We start from the raw sequence: 18,394 nt of genomic DNA, 5'->3' as shown, positions 1-18,394 counted from the left end.
GCGCCAGGGCCGCCCGAGACGGGCGGCCCGCGCCATCGCGGAGCGCGCATGCCCGACCCCACCGCCGAGGACGCCCTCTCTCCCGCCGAGAAGGTCCGGAAGTTCCCCAACACGCCGGGCGTCTACCTGATGAAGGACGCCCTCGGCCGGGTCATCTACATCGGCAAGGCCAAGAACCTCCGGGCCCGCGCCGGGTCGTATTTCCTCAAGGCGGCCGAGCATGACAAGCGGATCGTCGGCTGGATCGGCGAGGTCGCCGACGTCGACCATCTCCCGGCCGACAGCGAGGTCGACGCCCTCCTGATGGAGGCGCGCCTCATCAAGGACATCCAACCCCGGCACAACCGGGACCTGAAGGACGACAAGAGCTTCCCGTACCTCCAAATCACCACCGGCGAGGACTTCCCCCGCGTCAACTTCACCCGCGAGCCGCTGGACTCCGGCGTGAAGCTCTACGGCCCTTTCCCCCGGGCCAAGAGCCTCCGCGGCGCCATCCAAGTGCTCCAGCGGATCTTCAAATTCCGCACCTGCTCCCTCGACATCGACGCGGACGACCCCCGCTGGCGATGGTTCCGCCCTTGCCTGCTGGCCTCGATCGACCAGTGCACCGCCCCCTGCAACCAGCGGATCGACCGCGAGACCTACCGGCGCGACATCCACCGGCTGAAGCTGTTCCTCGACGGCAAGAAGGACGTCCTGCTCAAGGAGATGAACGAGGAGATGCGCGAGGCCGGTAGGGCCCTCCAGTTCGAGAAGGCCGCCCGGATCCGCGACGAGATCAAGGCGCTGGAGAACATCAACCTGCGGGGCGACCTCGCCAAGCACGCCCAGCCCGAGGCCTTCTACATCGATCCCCGCAAGGGACTCAAGGGGCTCCAGCGAGTCCTCCACCTGGAGTCCACGCCGCGGACGATCGACGGCGTCGACATCGCCCACCTCGGCGGGACCGAGACGGTGGGATCGCTCGTGACCTTCGTCGACGGCCTCCCCTTCAAGCCCGGGTACCGCCGCTATCGCATCAAGAGCGTCGCGGGCATCGACGACTTCGCCTCGATCCGCGAGGTCGTCGGCCGCCGGATCGACGGCCTCCGCGAGCGCGACGAGCCCTTCCCGGACATCTTCCTGATCGACGGCGGCAAGGGCCAGCTCGGCGCGGCGCTGGACGCCTTCGAGGCCAAGGGCGTGCAGCCGCCGACCCTCATCTCCCTGGCCAAGCGCGAGGAGGAGATCTACGTCCCCGGCCGCTCCGACCCGATTGTCCTCCGTCGCCGCGCGTTCGCCCTCCGTCTCCTCCAGTACGTCCGCGATGAGGCCCACCGCTTCGCCCAGCACTACCACCACATGCTCCGCAAGAAGCGCGTCCTCGGCGAGGACGAGTGACCCGGATTGGCTTCGTTCGCGCCGCCCTCGAAACGAAGCCATTTGATGCAAGTGTCTATAGGTCAATGTTTTGGACTCGAAAAAACGCTCTCAGGATTGGCTTCGTTCGGCGCGCTTTGCGAGACTTTTCTCTCCAACCCAGCGACTCGGCGGCGAGCAGGGTTGATCCGGATTCCCGGGGAGCGGCGAACCTGAGGATCGGTCTCGCGGCGGTCCACGAAAGCACCAGGCCCGAGACATTCGAGGGCTATCCGCCCCCGGGATCGTCAGGATCTTCGGCGTGATGACGGCGAAGTCCCCCGACTGTCGAAGCCTCGGAACTTGCGTGGTCGTCGGTTCGGCGAAGGCCCGGTTGGCGCGGCTTCCCAGGTTGACTCTGTTCCCGAACCCTCGATCAACGACGGCATTTCTCCGAGATTGCACGACCGTCATCCCGCTCAGCCGCGTTACTGTCCCGGCAGCTTTGGCCAGGTCGACGGCCCTGGGCGTGGGCGGGGTTGAGGCCCGTTTCCTCCGCCGGCCTCAGCAACCGCGCCTCTGCAATGGGACCGTCGGCGATCGGCCAGTTCGGACGCTTCAGCAGTCCCAGCGATCGGCGAGCCTGACGGCCCGGATCGCCCTTCAAAGCGACTCGCGGCGCAGACCCTCCGGGCCCGAGATGTGATCGATTTCGACGCCGATTCGGACTCGCCCTGACGTCCGCCGCGACGATGCACGAAGCGGTCGATCCGCGGTCGCCCCCTCTCCGCATCACGGAGATCGCGGAGAGGGTCTCCACCTTCCAGGTCGAGAGCTCGGGCCCCCGCTCGGCTAGGAATTAGGGGCTGACGTTGCGAGACGCGTCCTGCAGCCGACGATTCCGGGCAACCTGGACGTCGAGTTCCTCGCCGCCGATCGAGCGGACCATGCCGCCGATGGTCGTTCCCGGATCGTTGGACCAGAACAGCCCCAGGTCCTCTCGGGGGTCGTAATGGAAGCCGACCCGCTCGCCGTACTTCTCTTGGAGGGCCTCTCCGTCCCGGAGGAAGCCCGACCAGCCGAGGATGGCGTAGCTCAGGTCCAGCTCATGGACGAGGATGGTCTCCGGCTGTTCGATACGGGCTGCGACGAGCCCGGTCGGCTCGTAGATCGCGGCGTTGTTTCGCCAGGTGCTGGAAACGACGTAGAAGCGACCCCGGGCGGCGCGAGCGGCGGGCGTCGCCGTGGCCGGGGAGGCCGTCGGCCAGGCGACGATCTCGGCGCCGCCTTCGGCCAGGAGATCCCAGCCGTCGGCGTATTGAACGTCCCAGCAGATTTGGATGCCGAGCTTGCCGAAGTCGCAGTCGAACACGGGGCAGTCCCGCCCCGGCGTGATCCCGCCTTCCAGCACGTCGCTGCCGACGTAGGCGACGGGGTGGCGTTTGCGATAGATGCCGGCGACCTCCCCCTCGCGATCGAACAGGACGGCCGCGTTGGAAAAGGTCGTTCCCTCGGGACCGGTTTCGGCCAGATCCATCGTCGCGATGATATACGTCCCGTGCTTGCGCGCCAGGTCGCCGAAGGCCTTTTTGATGGGTCCGTCGAGCTCGACGGCCCGATCGCGGGCCAGCCCTCCCGTCGCGGTCACCGCCGTCTCGGGGAGTATCGCCAGGTCGAGTCCGCGGCCCGGACGCAGCTTCGACGCGCGTCGGGCCATCTCGTCGATCATGACGCCCAGCGAGTCCAGGCGAGCCGCCAGGCCGGGATAGTCGCCGTGAGAGCCGAGGATCGCCGTCCCGACGACGACCTTGCGGGGCGGTCGGTCCGCTTTCGAGGTGGGGGACTTCTCGTCTTCACCCGCGACCAGGGAGGGCGGGCCGAACCCGATCAGGATCGCGAAGCTGATGAGCCAGGACACGTTGAGTCGCTGCATGGCGGTCGCCCCGAAAGTGTCGAGAGGCGGAGTCATGACAGCCAGCTTAGCCGAGGACCCGCCACCTGCCGACGGGTATAGCTCTCGATCCTGGAGTTTCGCCGGCCACCCCACGGGGGCTTCGGACCTGACACGCTTCATCGTCCGCGCCGCCTCCGGCCGAGTCTCCAGGTTCGACAGCGCCCCTCCCCTGCCGACCCGTCGCCCCATCAACCCCCGGCTCTCGGTTCGATCGGAAAGACGGCCTGGACAGGTCCCGATCTTCCCGGTCCCGGTCGGAAGAAATGCCGGAAACCGCCGTGGGGATGGCGAGCGTGGCTGCTATCCTCCGGTAGAATCGCGGGAGCGACAGCCGTGATCCCGAAGGAGCTCGCGCGTGGCATCCGACCCCATCGTCCGGAAGAACGTCTGCCCGCTGGACTGCCCGGACACCTGCAGCATGCTGGTGACGGTTCGAGACGGGGTCGCCGTCGCGCTCAAGGGGGACCCCCACCACCCCTTCACGCGCGGGTTCCTCTGCCAGAAGATGGCCCGCTACCTCGACCGCGTCTATAGCGATGATCGGCTGATGCATCCCATGCGGCGGGTCGGTCGCAAGGGCGAGGGGCGGTTCGAGCGCATCTCGTGGGACGAGGCCCTGTCGACGATCGCCGAGCGGTTCCGCTCCGTGGCCGAATCGACCGACGGCCCGCAGGCGATCCTCCCCTACAGCTACTACGGGACGATGGGCAAGCTTCAGGCGAGCAGCCTGGACCGGCGGTTCTTCCACCGCCTGGGCGCCTCGAAACTCGACCGGACGATCTGCGCCTCGGCCGGGACGATCGGCTACGAGTACACCCTGGGCCGGGGACGCCTGGGCGCCGATCCGCTGGCCGTGTCGGGCTGCAAGTTCGTGGTCAACTGGGGGTCGAACACCGTCAACACGAACTCGCACCTTTGGAGCCTCATGATCGAGGCTCGCAAGAAGAACGGGGCGACGATCGTCACCGTCGACCCCTACCGCAGCCCGACCGCCGCACGCTCCGACTGGCACATTCAGCCCCGCCCCGGCACCGACGCCGCCCTGGCCCTCGGCCTGATGCACGTCCTCTGGCGGGACGGCCTCGCAGACGAGGATTACCTGGCCCGAGGGACCGTCGGTGCCGACCGACTCCGCGATCGTGTGCTCCACGACTACCCGCCCGACCGCACCGCCGCGATCACCGGCGTGGACGTGGGGACGATCGAGACGTTCGCGCACCGTCTCGCGAAGGAGCAGCCGTCGCTCATCCGCCTGAACTACGGCATGCAGCGCCATCACGGCGGCGGCATGGCCGTGCGAACAATCGCGTGCCTCCCGGCCGTGATCGGCTCGTGGCGACATCCCGGCGGCGGCGCCATGCTCTCGACCAGCGGGGCCTACGGCTTCGACGACGCTCGCCTGACGCGGCCCGACCTCTCCCCCGCCGGCACGCGCACCGTCAACATGAACCAGCTCGGCGAGGCCCTCGCCGGCGAGCTTCCCGGCCCCCCGGTGCGGGCGCTCTACGTCTACAACAGCAACCCCGCCGCCGTCGCGCCCAACCAGGCCAGGGTGCTCCGGGGGCTCGAACGCGAGGACCTGTTCACCGTCGTCCACGAACTGTTCGCCACCGACACCGTCGACTACGCCGACGTCGTCCTGCCGGCCACGTCGCAGCTCGAACACGTCGACCTCCACGGCTCGTACGGGCACCATGAAGTGATGCACAACCCTCGCTCCATCGAGCCCCGCGGCGAGTGCCGGTCGAACAACGACGTCTTCCGCGCCCTGGCCGCGCGGCTGGGCTTCGAGCCCGATCTGTTCCCGGACGACGAGACCCTGATGCGCGAGGCCCTCGACGGCGGCCCGGCGCTCCGGGGCCTGACGCTCGAACGCTTGAAGGCGGAGGGCTCGGTCCGGCTGAATCTCCCCGATGCGTACGCCCCGTTCGCCGACGGCGTCTTCCCCACGCCTTCCGGCAAGTGCGAGCTGTACTCCGAGCGCATGGCCCGCGACGGCCTCGACCCGCTGCCGTCGTACATCCCGCCGCTCGAAGATCCGCACTCGCGGCCCGACCTGGCCGGCCGGTTCCCGATCCAGCTCCTGAGCCCACCTCGGGCGCAATTCCTCAACTCGACCTTCGCCGGCTCGCCCCATCATCGCGCCGGCGCCGGAGAGCCGACCCTCGAGATGGCCGTCGAGGACGCCGAGGCGCGAGGCGTCGCCGAGGGCGATTGGGTCGAGGTCTTCAACTCTCGGGGCGCCTTTCGCGCCCGCGTCGCCCTCACCGGCGGGGTCCGCCCCGGCGTCGCCGTCGCCCCGGGGATCTACTGGAACAAGCACTCCCCCGGTCGCTCCAACGCCAACGCGACCACCTCGTCGGCCCTCAGCGACATGGGCGGCGGCGCGACCTTTTTCGACAATCTCGTCCAGATTCGACCCGCCGCCGGAGAAGGCCGGGAGCGTTCGCATCCTTGAGATCGGGATTCTTATCGAATCCGAATCGGCCCCTTCACCGACACCCTGAGCCCACGCCACGAACCTTGGCCGAACGACAGACCCTCGGTGTGGCGCCGGGCCTTAGCTTGCCGCGGCAAGGAATCGTCACGAGCCGGATCCCCCGAGGCCGTTCGCGAGATCGGCGGAGAAATTGGCCCGAAGGCCGTCGGACTTTCCGCAGGGGAGGCGGGCTTCTTATGCCTCTGATGGTCCGTGGCGGTTGAACCGATTCAGGGACTCGCGGAAGAAAGGAAAGGAATTCGGTCGGATCGCGACCTTTTCCGCTCGCGGCGGAATCGTAGGATCCAGATCTCACTCGGTGAATCGTTTTCATTACTAGGGGGGCGACGATGACGACGCATCGCAGGGCCGCCGCATTTTCTCTCCTGATTTGCGCCAGCGTGCTGTTGACCGCCCCCACGCCGGCTCGCGGCGATTTCATGTTCGGTTCCACGCCCAATCCGCCGCAGTCGCCGACTGGGTATGCCGAGAGCAACGAGACCTTCACCTGGTTCTGGGAGTGGAACGGAGAGGAGCCGCCGTTCGGGGAGGTGTTCTTTGCCGACCTCTTCCCTCATGGCCGCAGCCAGTACGATGAGCCGGGAGCCTTATGGAGGGTGCAGATCACGGCCATCCGCCAGCCCCCCAACAGCTTTTTCCGCTTCCAGATCCGGGCCCAGCACGCCTCTCAGGCCGACTCATCGACATCCTGCTGAGCCCCGGCCAGGCGGAGTATCACGAGACCTTCGCCCCCGGCCTGACCAATCTGGAGAACCCGGGACCGAGGATCCTGGACTCCAAATCCATCACCCACCCCACGATCCTGGGCGATACGCCTCACACCGACGTCTACTCCCTAGTCTTCCGGTCGCGCGATCCGACGACGGGCAAGGTGACTTTCCAGCTCACTGGGGTCCACCTCGCGGGTGTCGTCGTTCCCGAGCCCTCCTCGCTGGCCCTCGCGCTCGCGGGAGGCCTGACCTTGGCCGTAGCCGGCCGACTTGGCCGCACCCCTCCTGATTCTCGCGCGGCCGCTCGCCCCTCCGCCGGTCGTCCGCCTCGACGGCGAAGTGCACTTCCTGCCGCGGCGTCGCCGGGCCGGCTTCGTATCGCGCCCTGAGGCAGCGGCCGCGATCGCGACGCGCTTTGCCTTTATCGTCTCACACGGAGCTTTCCGACCGGGTGTGCCTTTAGAAATTGGCATGGATGGCTCACGATGGGGGGGCGTTCGGGGTCGCCGCGACGCCGTCGCATCAAGGAGGGGCCGCCATGCCTTCGCTCACGATCGAGTACGAGGACGATTCCGAACGGCTGCTGATCGAGCAGGCGCTTGCGATGGTCGCCGACCTGCGGCGGACGGCCCTGGAGGCCCCGCACGGGACGGTCCTGGCCGCCTGCGAGGCGGAGGCGGTCGAGAAGGGGCGGAAGCTGACCGTCTCGGCCCTGGAGGACGCCCCGCGGCGTCGCGTGGCCGAGGTCGACGCCCCCAAAAACGGCCGGCCGGGGCGAGGCCGAAGGGGCGGCGATCGCGTCGGCTCCTGACGGCCGCCGGGCCGATCCGCCTGGAGCGCGCCTACGTCGTCGCCGACGGGGCCGGCTCGTTCCCGGCCGACGAGGCCTTGGGCGCGGACGGCCTGCTGAGCCCCGGCGGCGAGCGGCTGGCCGTCCTGGCCGGCGTCCACGACTCGTTCGCGCGGGCGCAGCGGCTGATGGGCGAGATGCTCGGCTGGGCCCCCCCCGACGACGTGATCCGCCGGGAGACCCACGCCGCGGCCCGTCGCGCCGCCGCCGAACGCCCCGGGCGGCGCGACGCCGGCCGATTCGCCGTCGCCTCCGGCGCGGTCGAGCTGGAGGTCGACGCCGGCAAGGTCCCGACGACCGGCGGCTGGCGCGACGTCAAGGTCGCGGTCTTCGCCCGCCGCGAGCCCGGCGACCCGACGCCGGTCGACGAGTGGGCCGATCGACGCCTGCCGCCGCCGTCGATCCGCTCGGCGGTCGCCGCGGTCGAGGGGGCCGGCGACTTCGCAGGCCGGGTCCGCCGCGAGGCCGACCGCCTGAGGGCGACGACGGCGGCCGACGCGACCGTCCTGGGCGACGGCGCCGAATGGATCTGGAACCTCGCCGCCGAGGTCCTCCCCCAGGCCGAAGGCGTGCTCGACGTCTTCCACGCCGTGGAGCACATAGGCGACGCGGTCAAGGCGGCCTGGCCCGCCCCCGTCGCGGCCGGGCCCCGCCGCGAGGCCGGCGTCGCCGCGCTGCTGGCCGAAGGCAAGCCGGGCGTCGACCGCTGGATCGCCGGCCTGTTCGCCGAGCTCCCGGCGGGCTGCGACGGCGTATCGCTGCGGGCCCTGTCGGCCTACCTGGCGTCCCACCCGACCCGCCTGGGCCACGCCGACCGGCTCGCCCGAGGCCGCTGGATCGGCAGCGGGATGGTCGAGGGGGCCATCAAGCAGCTGGTGAACCGCCGGATGAAGCGGACCGGGGCCCGCTGGCGCGTCGAGCACGTCGGCCCGCTGGTCGAGCTCGTCGCCCTCGCCGATCAGCCCGAGTGGCACGACCTCTGGGCCGCATAGCCGCTGCCAACTTCCGAAGGCACACCCTTCCGACCGCCTGGTGTTGACAATACCCCGGTCGAAGGCCTATTGTACTTCTCTCGCCAACGCGTGCGGGCAGATAGCTCAGCTGGTAGAGCAACGGACTGAAAATCCGTGTGTCGGCGGTTCGATCCCGCCTCTGCCCACTTCCCGCTTCCCCCCGACTCAAACCGACGGGAACCGCCAAGTCCCGTCCCCCCCGTGGCTTTCGGCGTTAAGCTCGGTCGCTGATCCGATCCCGTCGTCGCGACCGAATCCGACTGATCCCGCCCCGCTCCGTCCCCTGCGGTGGGTATACGTGGGGCGAACACGCGGGCTTGCATCGGTCTCCGAGGCTGGAGACCAATCGAGCCCGGCGTCGACAGGGGCTCAGGTCAACTCGCCCTCGGAGATGTCCTTGGCGTCGTCTTCCTGCATAACCTGCCGCTTGCCGGTCATCGCGACGATGAGCAGGACGGTGGTGAGGACGGAGAATGCTCCCAGGGCGGGGAGGAGATACTGGGGCTCGCCGTCAGGGGCCGTGGTTGAGAAGTCGACGGCCTTGCCCAGGTTCTCGAAGACGACGAGGAGCGCGATCAGGATGCCGGCCAGCGAGCCGCCGGCGATCAGGCCGGTGGCCATCATCGTGCCGGGGCTGGTCTCGGAATCCTCGGCCGAGAACTTGCGGGCGCGGTCGACCAGCAGTCGGACCAGGCCCCCGATGAAGATCGGCAGCGTGGTCGACAGCGGCAGGTACACGCCCACCGCGAAGGCCAGCGCCGAGACCCCCGCGAGTTGCACCACGATCGCTAGCACGGCACCCAGGATCACGAGGCCCCACGGGAGGTCTCCGGACATGATGCCGTCGATGATCGTCGCGAAGAGCCTCGGCTGGGGCGGGTTGAACTTCTTGATGGGCGCCCCGCTCGTCGTGTGGTCCAGCCGGCCGCCGATGCCGGCGTCCTTGATCCATTGGGCCTTGCCGGCTTCGTCGACCAGGTAGGTGCCCGGCAGAGCGCCTTCGATGGGGGCGGTCAGCCGCAGGACCTTGAACTCGCGGCCGTCGCGGGTCTCGGTCTCTGCGAGCTTCGAGACGTCGAAGACCGCGGAGGGCAGGTCCGCGGGGCGGTTCGAGACGGTCGTGTAGGCGTCGTTGAGCCAGAGCAAGGTCCCGCCCATGACGACCGCCGAGAGCAGCGCGCCGACGAGGATCGCCACCTGCTGGCGCCAGGGGGTCGCCCCGACGAGATACCCCGTCTTGAGGTCCTGCGAGATCGTGCCTCCGTTCGAAGAGGCGATGCAAACGATGGCCGCGATCGAGAGGGCGATGAGCCGGTACTCGCCACCGACCCAGCCGAGCATCACGAAGATGAGGCAGGTCAGCAGCAGCGTGGCGATGGTCATGCCGGAGATAGGGTTCGACGACGAGCCGATGACGCCCGTGATCCGCGAGCTGACCGTGACGAACAGGAAACCGAAAAGCACGATGAGGAAGGCCCCGGCGATACGCCCCGCCGTATCGGCCGGGATCAGGTTCGAGGAGGCGATCAGGCCGACGAGGCCGAGCGTCCCCAGGAGGACCAGGGGCATGGGGATGTCGCGATCGGTCCGGGGGAGCGACCCGGACCCGGCCTCGGTGGAGCCCTCGGCGGACTTCAACGCCCGCAGGCTGCCGGCAATCGACGAGAAGATCAGCGGCAGGGCGTTCAGCATGCTCAGGATGCCGCCGGTGGCCACGGCCCCCGCCCCGATGTAGCGGACGTACTGGCCGGCGATGGCCCCCGGGCTCATCGAACCGATCGGCGACTGTCCGGGGGGCAGGACGCCCGGCACGCCTTCTCCGAAATACGCGATCATCGGCACGAGCATCAGGGAGGTCAGCAGGCCGCCGCCCACCATCACCGCGGCGATCCGAGGGCCGATGATGTAACCGACTCCCAGCAGCGTCGGGTCGGGCTCGAGCGCCACCACGGCCTTGTTGTAGCCCTTGATCCCGGTCAGCGCCTGGTCCCACTCCGCCGGCCAGAGCTTCAGGCCTTGCATTAAGACCTTGTAGATCGCCCCCAGCCCGAACCCCAGGAAGACCGTGCGCGCGTTCGACCCGCCGTGCTCGCCGACGATCAGGACCTTGGCGCAGGCGGTCCCCTCGGGATAGGGCAACGTGCCATGCTGCTTGACGATGAACGCCCGCCGCAAGGGGATCATCATGAGGATTCCCAGCAGCCCGCCGAGGATCGAGACCAGCATCACCCGCGACCATTCCAGGTCGTAGCCGAGAAGCATCAGCGCCGGCATCGTCGCACCGACGCCGAAGGCGATCGACTCGCCGGCCGAGCCCGCCGTCTGGACGACGTTGTTCTCCAGGATCGTCGCCCGGCGCAGCCCGAAGGCGTAGGAGAGCCCCCGGAAGATCGTGATCGCCAGCACGGCGACCGGGATCGAGGCCGAGACCGTCATCCCCACCTTGAGGAACAGGTAGAGCGAAGACGCGCCGAAGACGATCCCCAGGAGCGACCCGAGAGCCACCGCGCGGAACGTCAGCTCGGCGGGCTCCTGGTCGGCGGGGACGTAGGGGCGGAAGGACTTCGACGCTCCGGCGGCCGGCGGGGATGGGGCGTGCGCCATGGGCTGCGGCTCTCCTGCGAGGGCTTCGGGTCGGGGGACGGGACGAGGCGCCGACGGCGGAGGGCGCGGCGGCCGTTGGGCGGGTCGGGGGCGATCAGGTCCGGCGGCGGGGGCTCATCCCGCCGCGACCGGCTGCGGCGCAGGCGACCGCTTGATCTCGGAGAGGCGATTCACGATGTCCTTGAGGACGTCGATCATGTCCTGGCCGGCCTCCACGTCGTAGACCAGCTCCGGGGGGTAGAAGCTGAGGGTCTGGATGGTCTCTTCGTAGTAGGTGTTGAGCCGTCGGTTGATGACCTCCTCGTTCATGTCGTCGAGGCGGTTCTCCAGCATCGCCCGGGCCCGCAGTCGTTTCATCGCGAGCTTCTTGTCGGTGATCTTCAGGTGGAAGATCTGGACCACGTCGAGCAGGAAGTCCAGCCGCTCGGCCTGGGCGTAACTGCGAGGGAGGCCGTCCAGGATCAGCGTGTGCTGATCGGGCAGGAAGAACTCCTGGAGCTCCAGGATCTTCACGTGCCGCTCGAAGATGCGGACCGTGAGGTCGTCCGGGACCATTTTGCCGACCGAGGTGAAGCTCTCGATCTCCGCGCCGATCTTCCCCAGCCGGGGGATCTTGCGGAAGACGTCGCCCATCGAGATGTGCAGGAGGTCCGGGATCTGACCCAGGACCGACCCCTGCGTCCCCTTGCCGCTGCCGGGCATGCCGAACAACAGGATCGTGCGGTACTTGCTCGGGCGGTCGGCGAGGTCGAGGGTTTTCCCGTCGGCGGTCATGGCGTTACCTTGATTGAGAGCCTGATGGCCGGCGGGCGGGGCCGACCGGCGTCGTTGCAGACGTCGCCCGACGCGGCCGGCTCTCCATCGAGCCCGACGCGCGGCGCAGGGGCCGAGGCCCCTTCACATTGTTTCTCTCCGGTCCGTCTGGGAGCAAGACATTGCAGGAAACGGGCATGTTCCTCATTCGGCACGCCGAGACCTCCACGCCCGACGTCTTTCACGGGGCCGAGTCCGACGTGGGGCTGAGCCCCTGGGGCGAACGACAGGCCCGTCTGCTGGCCGATCATCTCGCGACGAGTGGCGCCGAGGCCGTCTACTGCTCCGGGATGCGGCGGGCGATCGCCACCGCCACGCCTATCGCCGAGGCCCTCGGCCTGGCCCCCATCGTCGTCCCCGAACTGCACGAGCGGCGCATCGGCTCCCTGAGCGGCCGGGGGCGCGAGGAAGGCTGGGGGGTGTACGAGGCGTCGAAGCGCGCGTGGATCGCCGGTGACCTGGAGTTCACGCACCCCGGCGGCGAGTCCTATGCCGCGATCGGTCGTCGCGTCCTGCCGATCTTCGACGACCTCCGCGAGCGACATCCCGGAGGACGGTTCGTGGTGGTCGCGCACGGCATCGTGATCCGCGTCGCCCTCCTGGGACTGCTGGCCGATCACACGCCCGCCGACTTCGATCGGATCGCCATCGACTTCGCCTCGATCAACGAACTCGCGAGGGTCCAGGATGGCTGGAAGGCCGAGGCGCTGAACGTCGTCGTGGCCCCCTCCCCTGCCCGTCCGGTGGCCTGACCCCAGGCCTCAGCTTCCCTCTCGATTCCCCCCGCCCGCCTCGGCGGCGAGCAGACGTTCGAGCATCGCGGGGTTGACGGAGCCTCGGAACCGGACCCGGCCGTCCACGGCGACGACCGGGACCTCCATCCCGAACCGCGCTTTAAGCTCCTCGGAGCCGTCCACGTCGACGACCTCGATCTCCATCGGGTAGCGATCCTGGAACGACTTCAACACCGCCACCGCCTTGACGCAGCAGGTGCACCCGGGCCGCGAATAGACCGTGAAGGTCACGGGGGCCATCCGAGCATTTCGATCCACGAGCTTGTCCCACAACGTCGGCATGAATGAGCCCCCTCCCGCAAGACCTCGGGACCCGCGATCTCGACCCGGTCCGGGGTCGCAAGTCGATCTGCGGCATTCTCTTGCGGCCGGTCCTTGACAAGGATCCCGCCCCGAAGCACAATGATACCTCACTCAGACGAGTGAAACACTCCAAAGCCGGAGTGGTGGAATTGGCAGACACGCTAGCTTGAGGGGCTAGTGGGCTAACCATGCCCGTGCAGGTTCAAGTCCTGTCTCCGGCATTACTTGCGACGCGGTTTCAGATCCGAAGCGGTGAAACCTGCAACGGTTTTGAAACTATGTCGCCTTCGCCTTAAGGTGGCGTGGGAACTTCTCCACGCCACCTCCGCGCGGCCCGACGATGGCGTCCTACACGTACGATCGCGACCGGAAACGCGCCCGCATCTTCTTCAGGTTGGGCAGCCGGCAGTACAACAAGGTCGAACGCGCGGCCGACGAGCGTTCCGCCCAGCGGATGGCCGCCGTCGCCGAGGACGCGGTCGTCCAGATCGAGGCGGGTCGCCTCACCGTGCCTCCGGGGTGTGACGTCAAGCTGTTCGTCCTGAGCGGCGGGAAGGCCGTCCGCAGCCTCGCCGCCGCCCCAGGGCCCGAGAACCCGACCACCCTCAAGTCGCTCTTCGAGATCTACTTCGGGGCGCTGACTGCCGGCTCCAAGGCCGAGAACTCGATCGCGACCGAGCGGATCCACGGCCGGCACCTCCGGCGGCTGCTCGGCGACGCGCGGAAGCTCGACCGGCTGGACGTCGCCGGGCTGCAGCGGTATGTCGGCGCGAGGGCCGGCGAGGGGGTCGCGAGGGACACCACCAAGAAGGAGCTGAAGACGCTCCGGCTCGTCCTGACCTGGGCCGCGAAGCGGGGGCTCGTTCCGGGGCCCCCGGACTGGTCCCCCGGGGAACTCACCCTGCCCAAGGGGACCGAGAAGCCGCCGTTCCAAATACGGGCGCAGATCGAGGCCCGGATCGCGCGGGGCGGGCTCTCCCCCGAAGCAGAGGCCCAGCTCTGGGAGAGCCTCTGGCTGGACAGGGACCAGACCCTCGAATTCCTGGCCTCGGCGAGGGCGAACTCCCGGCCGCCGTTCCAGTACCCGCTGCTCGCGTTCGCGGCCTACACCAGGGCGCGGCGGTCGGAGATGCTCCGAAGCGAGCCGGAGGACTGGGACCTCGGGGCGGGCGTGGTCCAGATAAGGCAGATGAAGCCCGACCGGTCGCGGAACTTCACCCGCCGGTCGGTGCCCGTCCACCGCGACCTGGCGGCCGTCATGGCCGCCTGGCTCGCCGTCGGCCCTCGGGGTCGGTTGGTGTTCTGCGGGGACGACGGCTCACCGGTCAAGCCCGACGGGGCCAGCTGGCACTTCCGGCGGCTGGTCGTCGGCGGGCCCTGGTCGGTGCTCCACGGTTTCCACGTCTTCAGGCACTCGATCGCGTCGAACCTGGCGGCGGCGGAGACCGACCAGCGGCTGATCGATGGGGTGCTCGGCCACTCGACCGACCAGATGAGCCGCCGGTACAGGCACTTGCTCCCCGCCGACAAGCGGTCGGCGATCGACCGCCTTTTCTAGCGGCCCCCGGCGGCCGTCCGCAGCCCGCGGTTCCTGTACTCGACCAGGGCCGCGCGCGGGATCCGCCAGGCCTGATGGGGCCCCCTGCCCTCGGCCGCCTTTTCCGCCCTGATCCGGCCGTCCCTGGCCCACGCCCGGACCTGGAAGGGACTTGGGCCGACCAGGGCGGCGACCTCCTCGACCGACAAAAACTCCCGCTCCTCGACCCGCTTCGCCGATAGCAGGCCCTCCAGCAGCTCTTCCAAGCGGTCCAACTTGGCCTCGATCGCGACGAGTTCATCCGTCACGTCAAATCCTCCTGGGGGTCAATGGTCTCGACCTCCAGATCCTCGCACGGCGCCCGAAAAGGGCCCTATACCAACCCGACGCAAAGCCGCCGCCCGGCGTGAATTGGACGGCGGTTTGATTTATATGCTTCAAACTGATGTACACTACTTGCAGCGTCAGCGGACCCAGGCGTAGGTCAGGCCGAGGTCGATCTGCCGGTTCGCCGGGTGGCGGACGCCGAAGTCGGCGGCGATCGTGGCGTAGGTCTAGCGCCGCGGCGAGAGGCGGGCCCGGATCGCCAGGACGTCCTCCTCGCTCAAATTGGACGACTTGTGGCGGTCGCCCCTGGCGATCAGCCCGAGCCGCGAGGTCCGGCGGAGGTTCTCCGCGCTGGAGACATATTAAAGATTGATCGCGCGGTTATTCGACTTGTCACCGTCCACGTGGTCGACCTCGAACCGGGCGGACCCGTCGGCGGGCCTCCCGACCGGGCGGGAGCCGCGCCAGGCCGCGGCCACCAGCTCGTGGGCCGTGCGGCCGCGGCCGAGCGAGCCGACCTGCAGGTAGCCGGACGACGACCGGCAGGCCCGGTAGACCCGGCCGTCTCGGGCCCGGCGGATCCGGCCCAGGTCGGAGGCCTGCAGCGCGGGCTCGGCGGGGACGCCCCGCCAGGTCTCGGAGTCGCCGGGCATGCCGGCGGGGGCGCCGAGGGGGAGATGCGGACGACGGCGCGGCGGGCGGGGGCGATGGCGTCGGTGGTGTTCATGGCGAGCTTCCTCGCTCGTTCGGGGGGGCTGTCGTCGGGTGCGAAGCGGGAAGTCAGGCTTAGGGGGCCGAGCGGTCGAACCGGGCGGCCAGCGACCAGTTGTCCTCGCACCATTCGGCGTACTCCTCGATGTCGTAGTCGTGGTCGAGCATCCGCAGGTGGACGTCGCACTCGGCGCCAGCCAGCTCCTCGGGCGTCCTCGCGCCGACCCCCTCGGCGTACTGCGCGACGTGGAGCAACTCGTGGGCGACGATCTGCTCGAAGATCCGGTCGGGCATCTCGGCCGCGTCCCTCGCGAACCGCAGAACGTGGCCCTCGCAGCTGCACACGCCCCAGCAATGGACCCCCGTGATGTTGTGCCTCAGGTCGACGGGGTCAACCAGGGAGATGTACGGGAGCGGCCCCTCGAGGTCGTACGGCGACCCGTCGGGATTGCGCCAGTCGACGTAGAAGTCGTCGTCCCAGTACTCCAGGATGCCGCGCGGCGAGTCGGGGGCGAATCGACGCCAGGCGGCCTGGACGGCCGTTCGGAGACGGCGGGCGAGCGGGCGGTCGGACGGGAGGCCCAGCACGCCCAGCTCGCCGCGTCGCGGCAGGGCGTTAAGGAGGTGGCGGGGGGCGAGTTCGGGGGAGGTGACGTTCATGGCGGGCTCCTCGATGTTCTGGAGGGGGAGGCCCCGCCCGGGGGTCGGGCGGAGCGAGCGGGAGGGGCAGTTGCGCGCGACACCCATCCCGGCGATGGCGGCGGCGTATCGCAGCTCGATGCCGTGTTCGCAGTCGACGTAGGAGAGGATCTGGGCGGACGTGGCGCCGCCCCAGACCCACGTCCGGACCGGCTGGGAGAGCTTGGGGTCGCTGGTCAGGACGTACAAGTCGGGGGCCCCGACGGCGCGGTCCGCGGCGGTGGGGATCACCAGGCGGGGGCGAGTCCAGGAGGGCAGCAGGTCGGCGGCTACGGCGGCGGCGATCACCCGGTCGAGGTCGATCGCGGGGGCGGGGTCGGCGGGCATGGGTCGGGTCCTCGGCGAGGGGGGGAGGGAGGCCCCGCCCGGGGGGGGCGGGGCGAGGGGGAGGGAGGTGGTCAGGCCTTGCGGGCCCGAGCGACGAGCGCGGCGAGGGCCTTGCGCGTCGACGCGGCGGACGCGCCGACGACCAGGCTCACCTCGGCCCAGGCGTCGGAGTCGGGCTTGCGGGCCCGGACCGACACGCTGGAGGGGATGCAGCCCGGCGCGGCCTCGAGCTCGAGGTCTGTGGCGGAGGCGGCGGCCGCGCGGATCAGCTCGAAGATCGCGGCGGCGTCGGCGCGGGCGGCCTCGGCGGCCTCGGCGGCGGCCTCGGCCGCGGCGGCGGCGACGATCTCGGCCTCGGGGTCGAGGGTGGGCTCGGGGGCGACCTGGGGGGCCTCCTGGGAGGCCTGGGCGGCTCGACGGCAGGCGGCATCGATCGTCCTGGCCTACTGCGAGGGCGAGACGCACGAGGGGACGGCGATCCCGACGTCGCCGCCGGGCCCAACGACCCGGACGGCGGCGGCGGCCGGCGTCGAGGCGGCCTCGATCGAGATGCCCAGGTCGGGGTGGTCGCGGCGGGCCGCCTCGACCAGGTCGGCGGTCACGGCGTCGACGGAGGGGAGGGACTGTTCGGCGGCTGAACTCGCGGCTGCGGGCTCCGGCGCGGCGGCCTGTTCTGCCGCTGAACGCGCGGCGGCCGGGCGGGCCGCGATCAGGGCGCGGGCGGCGGCAATACGGCCCTCGGCGTCCTGGTCGCCGGGGGGCTGCGGCGCCGGGGCGGGGGTCGGGCCGGACTCGACCAGGGACAGCCGGCAAAAGCGGCCCGCGGCCTCGGGACGGGCGGCGACCACCCCGGCGCGGACTTCGGTCCATGCGACCGCGGGCCGGCCCTCCGCGGCCGCCCAGCGGTCGTACGCCTCGGCCACGGCCTCCCAGGTCGTCGAGGGGCCCGGGAGCAGGGCGGCCCTGGCGAACTCGGCGACGGCCTCGTCGGCGTCGAGGCTGCGGACCGTGTAGTGGGTCAGCGGCTTCGTCCGGCCGGGCAGCTTGCGGGGGTCCTCGACGATCCGGATCCGGCCCAGGTCCGCGAGGCTGGAGGCCCCCGGTTGATCCGCTTGACGGCGCGGTCGAGGATCTTCCGGTTCGTCGGCCGGCCCCGAGCGCGTCGGCTTCGCCGACGCGCTCGGGGCCGGCGTCCTTCAGGACCTTGTAGTAGTCGACCGCCTCGTCGCGACCCCGGAGGTACCCGACGAGCCACCGGGCGAACGCGTCCTCGGCCTCGGCGGGCTTGGAGCCGTCGTCGAAGGTCGGGGCGAACTCGACGCCGGCCTCGGCGTGGGTGACCAGCAGGGACGGCCTGCGGGAGAGGTTCGTCTCGTCGACCTTCAGCCGGAGGCGGTCGCTGTCGCCCTCGTTGAGCCGCTCGAGCGACCAGAGGATCCGGGCCCGCTCGCGGATGCGGCCGAGGGCCCCGCCCTGGGCGTTCTGGTGGATGAGGACCAGGGCGGAGTGCCCCTTCCTGGTCGCGACGTCCATGAGGGGGGCGAGCATCCGCTTCTTTTCGTCGGGCTTGTTGAGGCTGAGGTTCGACGCGTAGGTCAGCGTGTCCACGACCAGCAGCTTGTAGCTCGGGTCGTCGTCGACCAGGTACTCGATCGTGAGCGCGAGCCGGGCGTCCTCGAGGTCGAAGACCCGCGACCCGGTCTCGTCCTCGGGGTCGTTCGGGATCGTGACGGCGTCCTCGATCCCGAGCCGCTCGAGCTCCTCCTCGATCTCGAGGATGTTCCGGTCGTAGGGCAGGACCAGAGCCTTCGCCCCGACATGCTCGTTGAGGGCCCCGCCCGGCCAGGCGTCGTCCCGGTGCATGCACTTGATCATGGTCAGGTGGACCCGGATCTTGCCGTGCTTCGGGGGGAC

17 protein-coding genes and 2 tRNA genes are annotated in these 18,394 nt (G+C 69.9%); 10 read left to right on the top strand and 9 right to left on the bottom strand.

The window, feature by feature from the left end; all coding sequences use genetic code 11:
• Nucleotides 1-48: 48 nt before the first annotated feature.
• Nucleotides 49-1,380, top strand: coding sequence for a UvrB/UvrC motif-containing protein (locus tag G6O68_RS14505; protein ID WP_165248959.1), 1,332 nt, complete (start codon nt 49-51; stop codon nt 1,378-1,380).
• A gap of 817 nt (nt 1,381-2,197) precedes the next feature.
• Here the strand turns inward: G6O68_RS14505 and G6O68_RS14500 are convergent.
• On the bottom strand, nt 2,198-3,271 hold the full coding sequence (locus G6O68_RS14500) for a carbon-nitrogen hydrolase family protein (protein ID WP_165248957.1): 1,074 nt from the start codon (nt 3,269-3,271) through the stop codon (nt 2,198-2,200).
• A gap of 376 nt (nt 3,272-3,647) precedes the next feature.
• Between G6O68_RS14500 and G6O68_RS14495 the strand changes: the two genes are divergently transcribed.
• The 5 genes from G6O68_RS14495 to G6O68_RS14475 all read left to right on the top strand — a co-directional run bounded on the left by G6O68_RS14495 (nt 3,648) and on the right by G6O68_RS14475 (nt 8,511).
• Nucleotides 3,648-5,750 carry a molybdopterin-containing oxidoreductase family protein gene (locus G6O68_RS14495; protein WP_165248955.1) on the top strand — a complete coding sequence of 701 codons (2,103 nt, stop codon included), beginning with the start codon at nt 3,648-3,650 and terminating at the stop codon, nt 5,748-5,750.
• A gap of 371 nt (nt 5,751-6,121) precedes the next feature.
• Nucleotides 6,122-6,487, top strand: coding sequence for a hypothetical protein (locus G6O68_RS14490; RefSeq protein ID WP_165248953.1), 366 nt, complete (start codon nt 6,122-6,124; stop codon nt 6,485-6,487).
• Nucleotides 6,488-7,040: 553 nt separating this feature from the next.
• Nucleotides 7,041-7,313 (top strand): hypothetical protein, encoded by a 273-nt coding sequence (locus G6O68_RS14485; RefSeq protein ID WP_165248951.1) that lies wholly within the window; start codon nt 7,041-7,043, stop codon nt 7,311-7,313.
• Between the two features lie 77 nt (nt 7,314-7,390).
• On the top strand, nt 7,391-8,344 hold the full coding sequence (locus tag G6O68_RS14480; RefSeq protein WP_165248949.1) for a transposase: 954 nt from the start codon (nt 7,391-7,393) through the stop codon (nt 8,342-8,344).
• A 94-nt stretch (nt 8,345-8,438) separates the two neighbouring features.
• Nucleotides 8,439-8,511: transfer RNA gene (locus G6O68_RS14475), tRNA-Phe, on the top strand.
• A 223-nt stretch (nt 8,512-8,734) separates the two neighbouring features.
• Here G6O68_RS14475 and G6O68_RS14470 read toward each other — a convergent pair.
• Nucleotides 8,735-10,969 carry an OPT family oligopeptide transporter gene (locus G6O68_RS14470; RefSeq protein WP_165248947.1) on the bottom strand — a complete coding sequence of 745 codons (2,235 nt, stop codon included), beginning with the start codon at nt 10,967-10,969 and terminating at the stop codon, nt 8,735-8,737.
• Between the two features lie 114 nt (nt 10,970-11,083).
• On the bottom strand, nt 11,084-11,743 hold the full coding sequence (locus G6O68_RS14465; RefSeq protein WP_165248945.1) for an adenylate kinase family protein: 660 nt from the start codon (nt 11,741-11,743) through the stop codon (nt 11,084-11,086).
• 176 nt (nt 11,744-11,919) lie between these two features.
• Here G6O68_RS14465 and G6O68_RS14460 point away from each other — a divergent pair, with 176 nt between their 5' ends.
• On the top strand, nt 11,920-12,534 hold the full coding sequence (locus tag G6O68_RS14460) for a histidine phosphatase family protein (protein ID WP_165248943.1): 615 nt from the start codon (nt 11,920-11,922) through the stop codon (nt 12,532-12,534).
• Nucleotides 12,535-12,543: 9 nt separating this feature from the next.
• Here the strand turns inward: G6O68_RS14460 and G6O68_RS14455 are convergent, their stop codons facing one another.
• A complete protein-coding gene (locus tag G6O68_RS14455; protein ID WP_165248941.1) occupies nt 12,544-12,858 on the bottom strand; it encodes a glutaredoxin family protein in 315 nt (104 codons plus the stop codon).
• A gap of 155 nt (nt 12,859-13,013) precedes the next feature.
• Here G6O68_RS14455 and G6O68_RS14450 point away from each other — a divergent pair.
• Nucleotides 13,014-13,100 (top strand) — tRNA-Leu (locus tag G6O68_RS14450).
• A 119-nt stretch (nt 13,101-13,219) separates the two neighbouring features.
• Complete coding sequence (locus G6O68_RS14445) at nt 13,220-14,437, top strand: tyrosine-type recombinase/integrase (RefSeq protein WP_165248939.1); 1,218 nt, start codon at nt 13,220-13,222, stop codon at nt 14,435-14,437.
• Here G6O68_RS14445 and G6O68_RS14440 read toward each other — a convergent pair.
• The 5 genes from G6O68_RS14440 to G6O68_RS14425 form a co-directional block, all read right to left on the bottom strand.
• Nucleotides 14,434-14,724: a helix-turn-helix domain-containing protein gene (locus G6O68_RS14440; protein ID WP_165248937.1), complete on the bottom strand. Its 291-nt coding sequence runs from the start codon at nt 14,722-14,724 to the stop codon at nt 14,434-14,436. The two genes, G6O68_RS14445 and G6O68_RS14440, sit on opposite strands and share 4 nt — an antisense overlap.
• A 381-nt stretch (nt 14,725-15,105) precedes the next feature.
• Nucleotides 15,106-15,396 (bottom strand): HNH endonuclease, encoded by a 291-nt coding sequence (locus G6O68_RS14435; RefSeq protein ID WP_165248936.1) that lies wholly within the window; start codon nt 15,394-15,396, stop codon nt 15,106-15,108.
• Between the two features lie 133 nt (nt 15,397-15,529).
• Nucleotides 15,530-16,480, bottom strand: a complete 951-nt coding sequence (locus G6O68_RS14430) for a hypothetical protein (protein ID WP_165248934.1) — start codon at nt 16,478-16,480, stop codon at nt 15,530-15,532.
• Between the two features lie 71 nt (nt 16,481-16,551).
• Nucleotides 16,552-16,677 (bottom strand): hypothetical protein, encoded by a 126-nt coding sequence (locus G6O68_RS33270; protein ID WP_261345597.1) that lies wholly within the window; start codon nt 16,675-16,677, stop codon nt 16,552-16,554.
• A gap of 246 nt (nt 16,678-16,923) precedes the next feature.
• Complete coding sequence (locus tag G6O68_RS14425) at nt 16,924-17,403, bottom strand: hypothetical protein (protein ID WP_165248932.1); 480 nt, start codon at nt 17,401-17,403, stop codon at nt 16,924-16,926.
• Nucleotides 17,404-17,812: 409 nt separating this feature from the next.
• Between G6O68_RS14425 and G6O68_RS14420 the strand changes: the two genes are divergently transcribed.
• The coding region (locus tag G6O68_RS14420) for a hypothetical protein (RefSeq protein WP_165248930.1) at nt 17,813-18,394 on the top strand (582 nt) is incomplete at its 3' end.

It is taken from the genome of Paludisphaera soli (assembly GCF_011064595.1).
In the GTDB taxonomy this organism is placed as follows: Bacteria; Planctomycetota; Planctomycetia; order Isosphaerales; family Isosphaeraceae; genus Paludisphaera; species Paludisphaera soli.
The sequence above is the reverse complement of the archived record's forward strand: the minus strand, read 5'-3'. Positions and strand labels throughout refer to the sequence as shown.

Coding starts and splice junctions, on each gene's coding strand:
- G6O68_RS14505 (WP_165248959.1), top strand. CDS start 49: ATGCCCGACCCCACCGCCGAGGACGCCCTCTCTCCCGCCGAGAAGGTC.
- G6O68_RS14500 (WP_165248957.1), bottom strand. CDS start 3,271: ATGCAGCGACTCAACGTGTCCTGGCTCATCAGCTTCGCGATCCTGATC.
- G6O68_RS14490 (WP_165248953.1), top strand. CDS start 6,122: ATGACGACGCATCGCAGGGCCGCCGCATTTTCTCTCCTGATTTGCGCC.
- G6O68_RS14485 (WP_165248951.1), top strand. CDS start 7,041: ATGCCTTCGCTCACGATCGAGTACGAGGACGATTCCGAACGGCTGCTG.
- G6O68_RS14470 (WP_165248947.1), bottom strand. CDS start 10,969: ATGGCGCACGCCCCATCCCCGCCGGCCGCCGGAGCGTCGAAGTCCTTC.
- G6O68_RS14465 (WP_165248945.1), bottom strand. CDS start 11,743: ATGACCGCCGACGGGAAAACCCTCGACCTCGCCGACCGCCCGAGCAAG.
- G6O68_RS14460 (WP_165248943.1), top strand. CDS start 11,920: ATGTTCCTCATTCGGCACGCCGAGACCTCCACGCCCGACGTCTTTCAC.
- G6O68_RS14455 (WP_165248941.1), bottom strand. CDS start 12,858: ATGCCGACGTTGTGGGACAAGCTCGTGGATCGAAATGCTCGGATGGCC.
- G6O68_RS14445 (WP_165248939.1), top strand. CDS start 13,220: ATGGCGTCCTACACGTACGATCGCGACCGGAAACGCGCCCGCATCTTC.
- G6O68_RS14435 (WP_165248936.1), bottom strand. CDS start 15,396: ATGCCCGGCGACTCCGAGACCTGGCGGGGCGTCCCCGCCGAGCCCGCG.
- G6O68_RS14430 (WP_165248934.1), bottom strand. CDS start 16,480: ATGCCCGCCGACCCCGCCCCCGCGATCGACCTCGACCGGGTGATCGCC.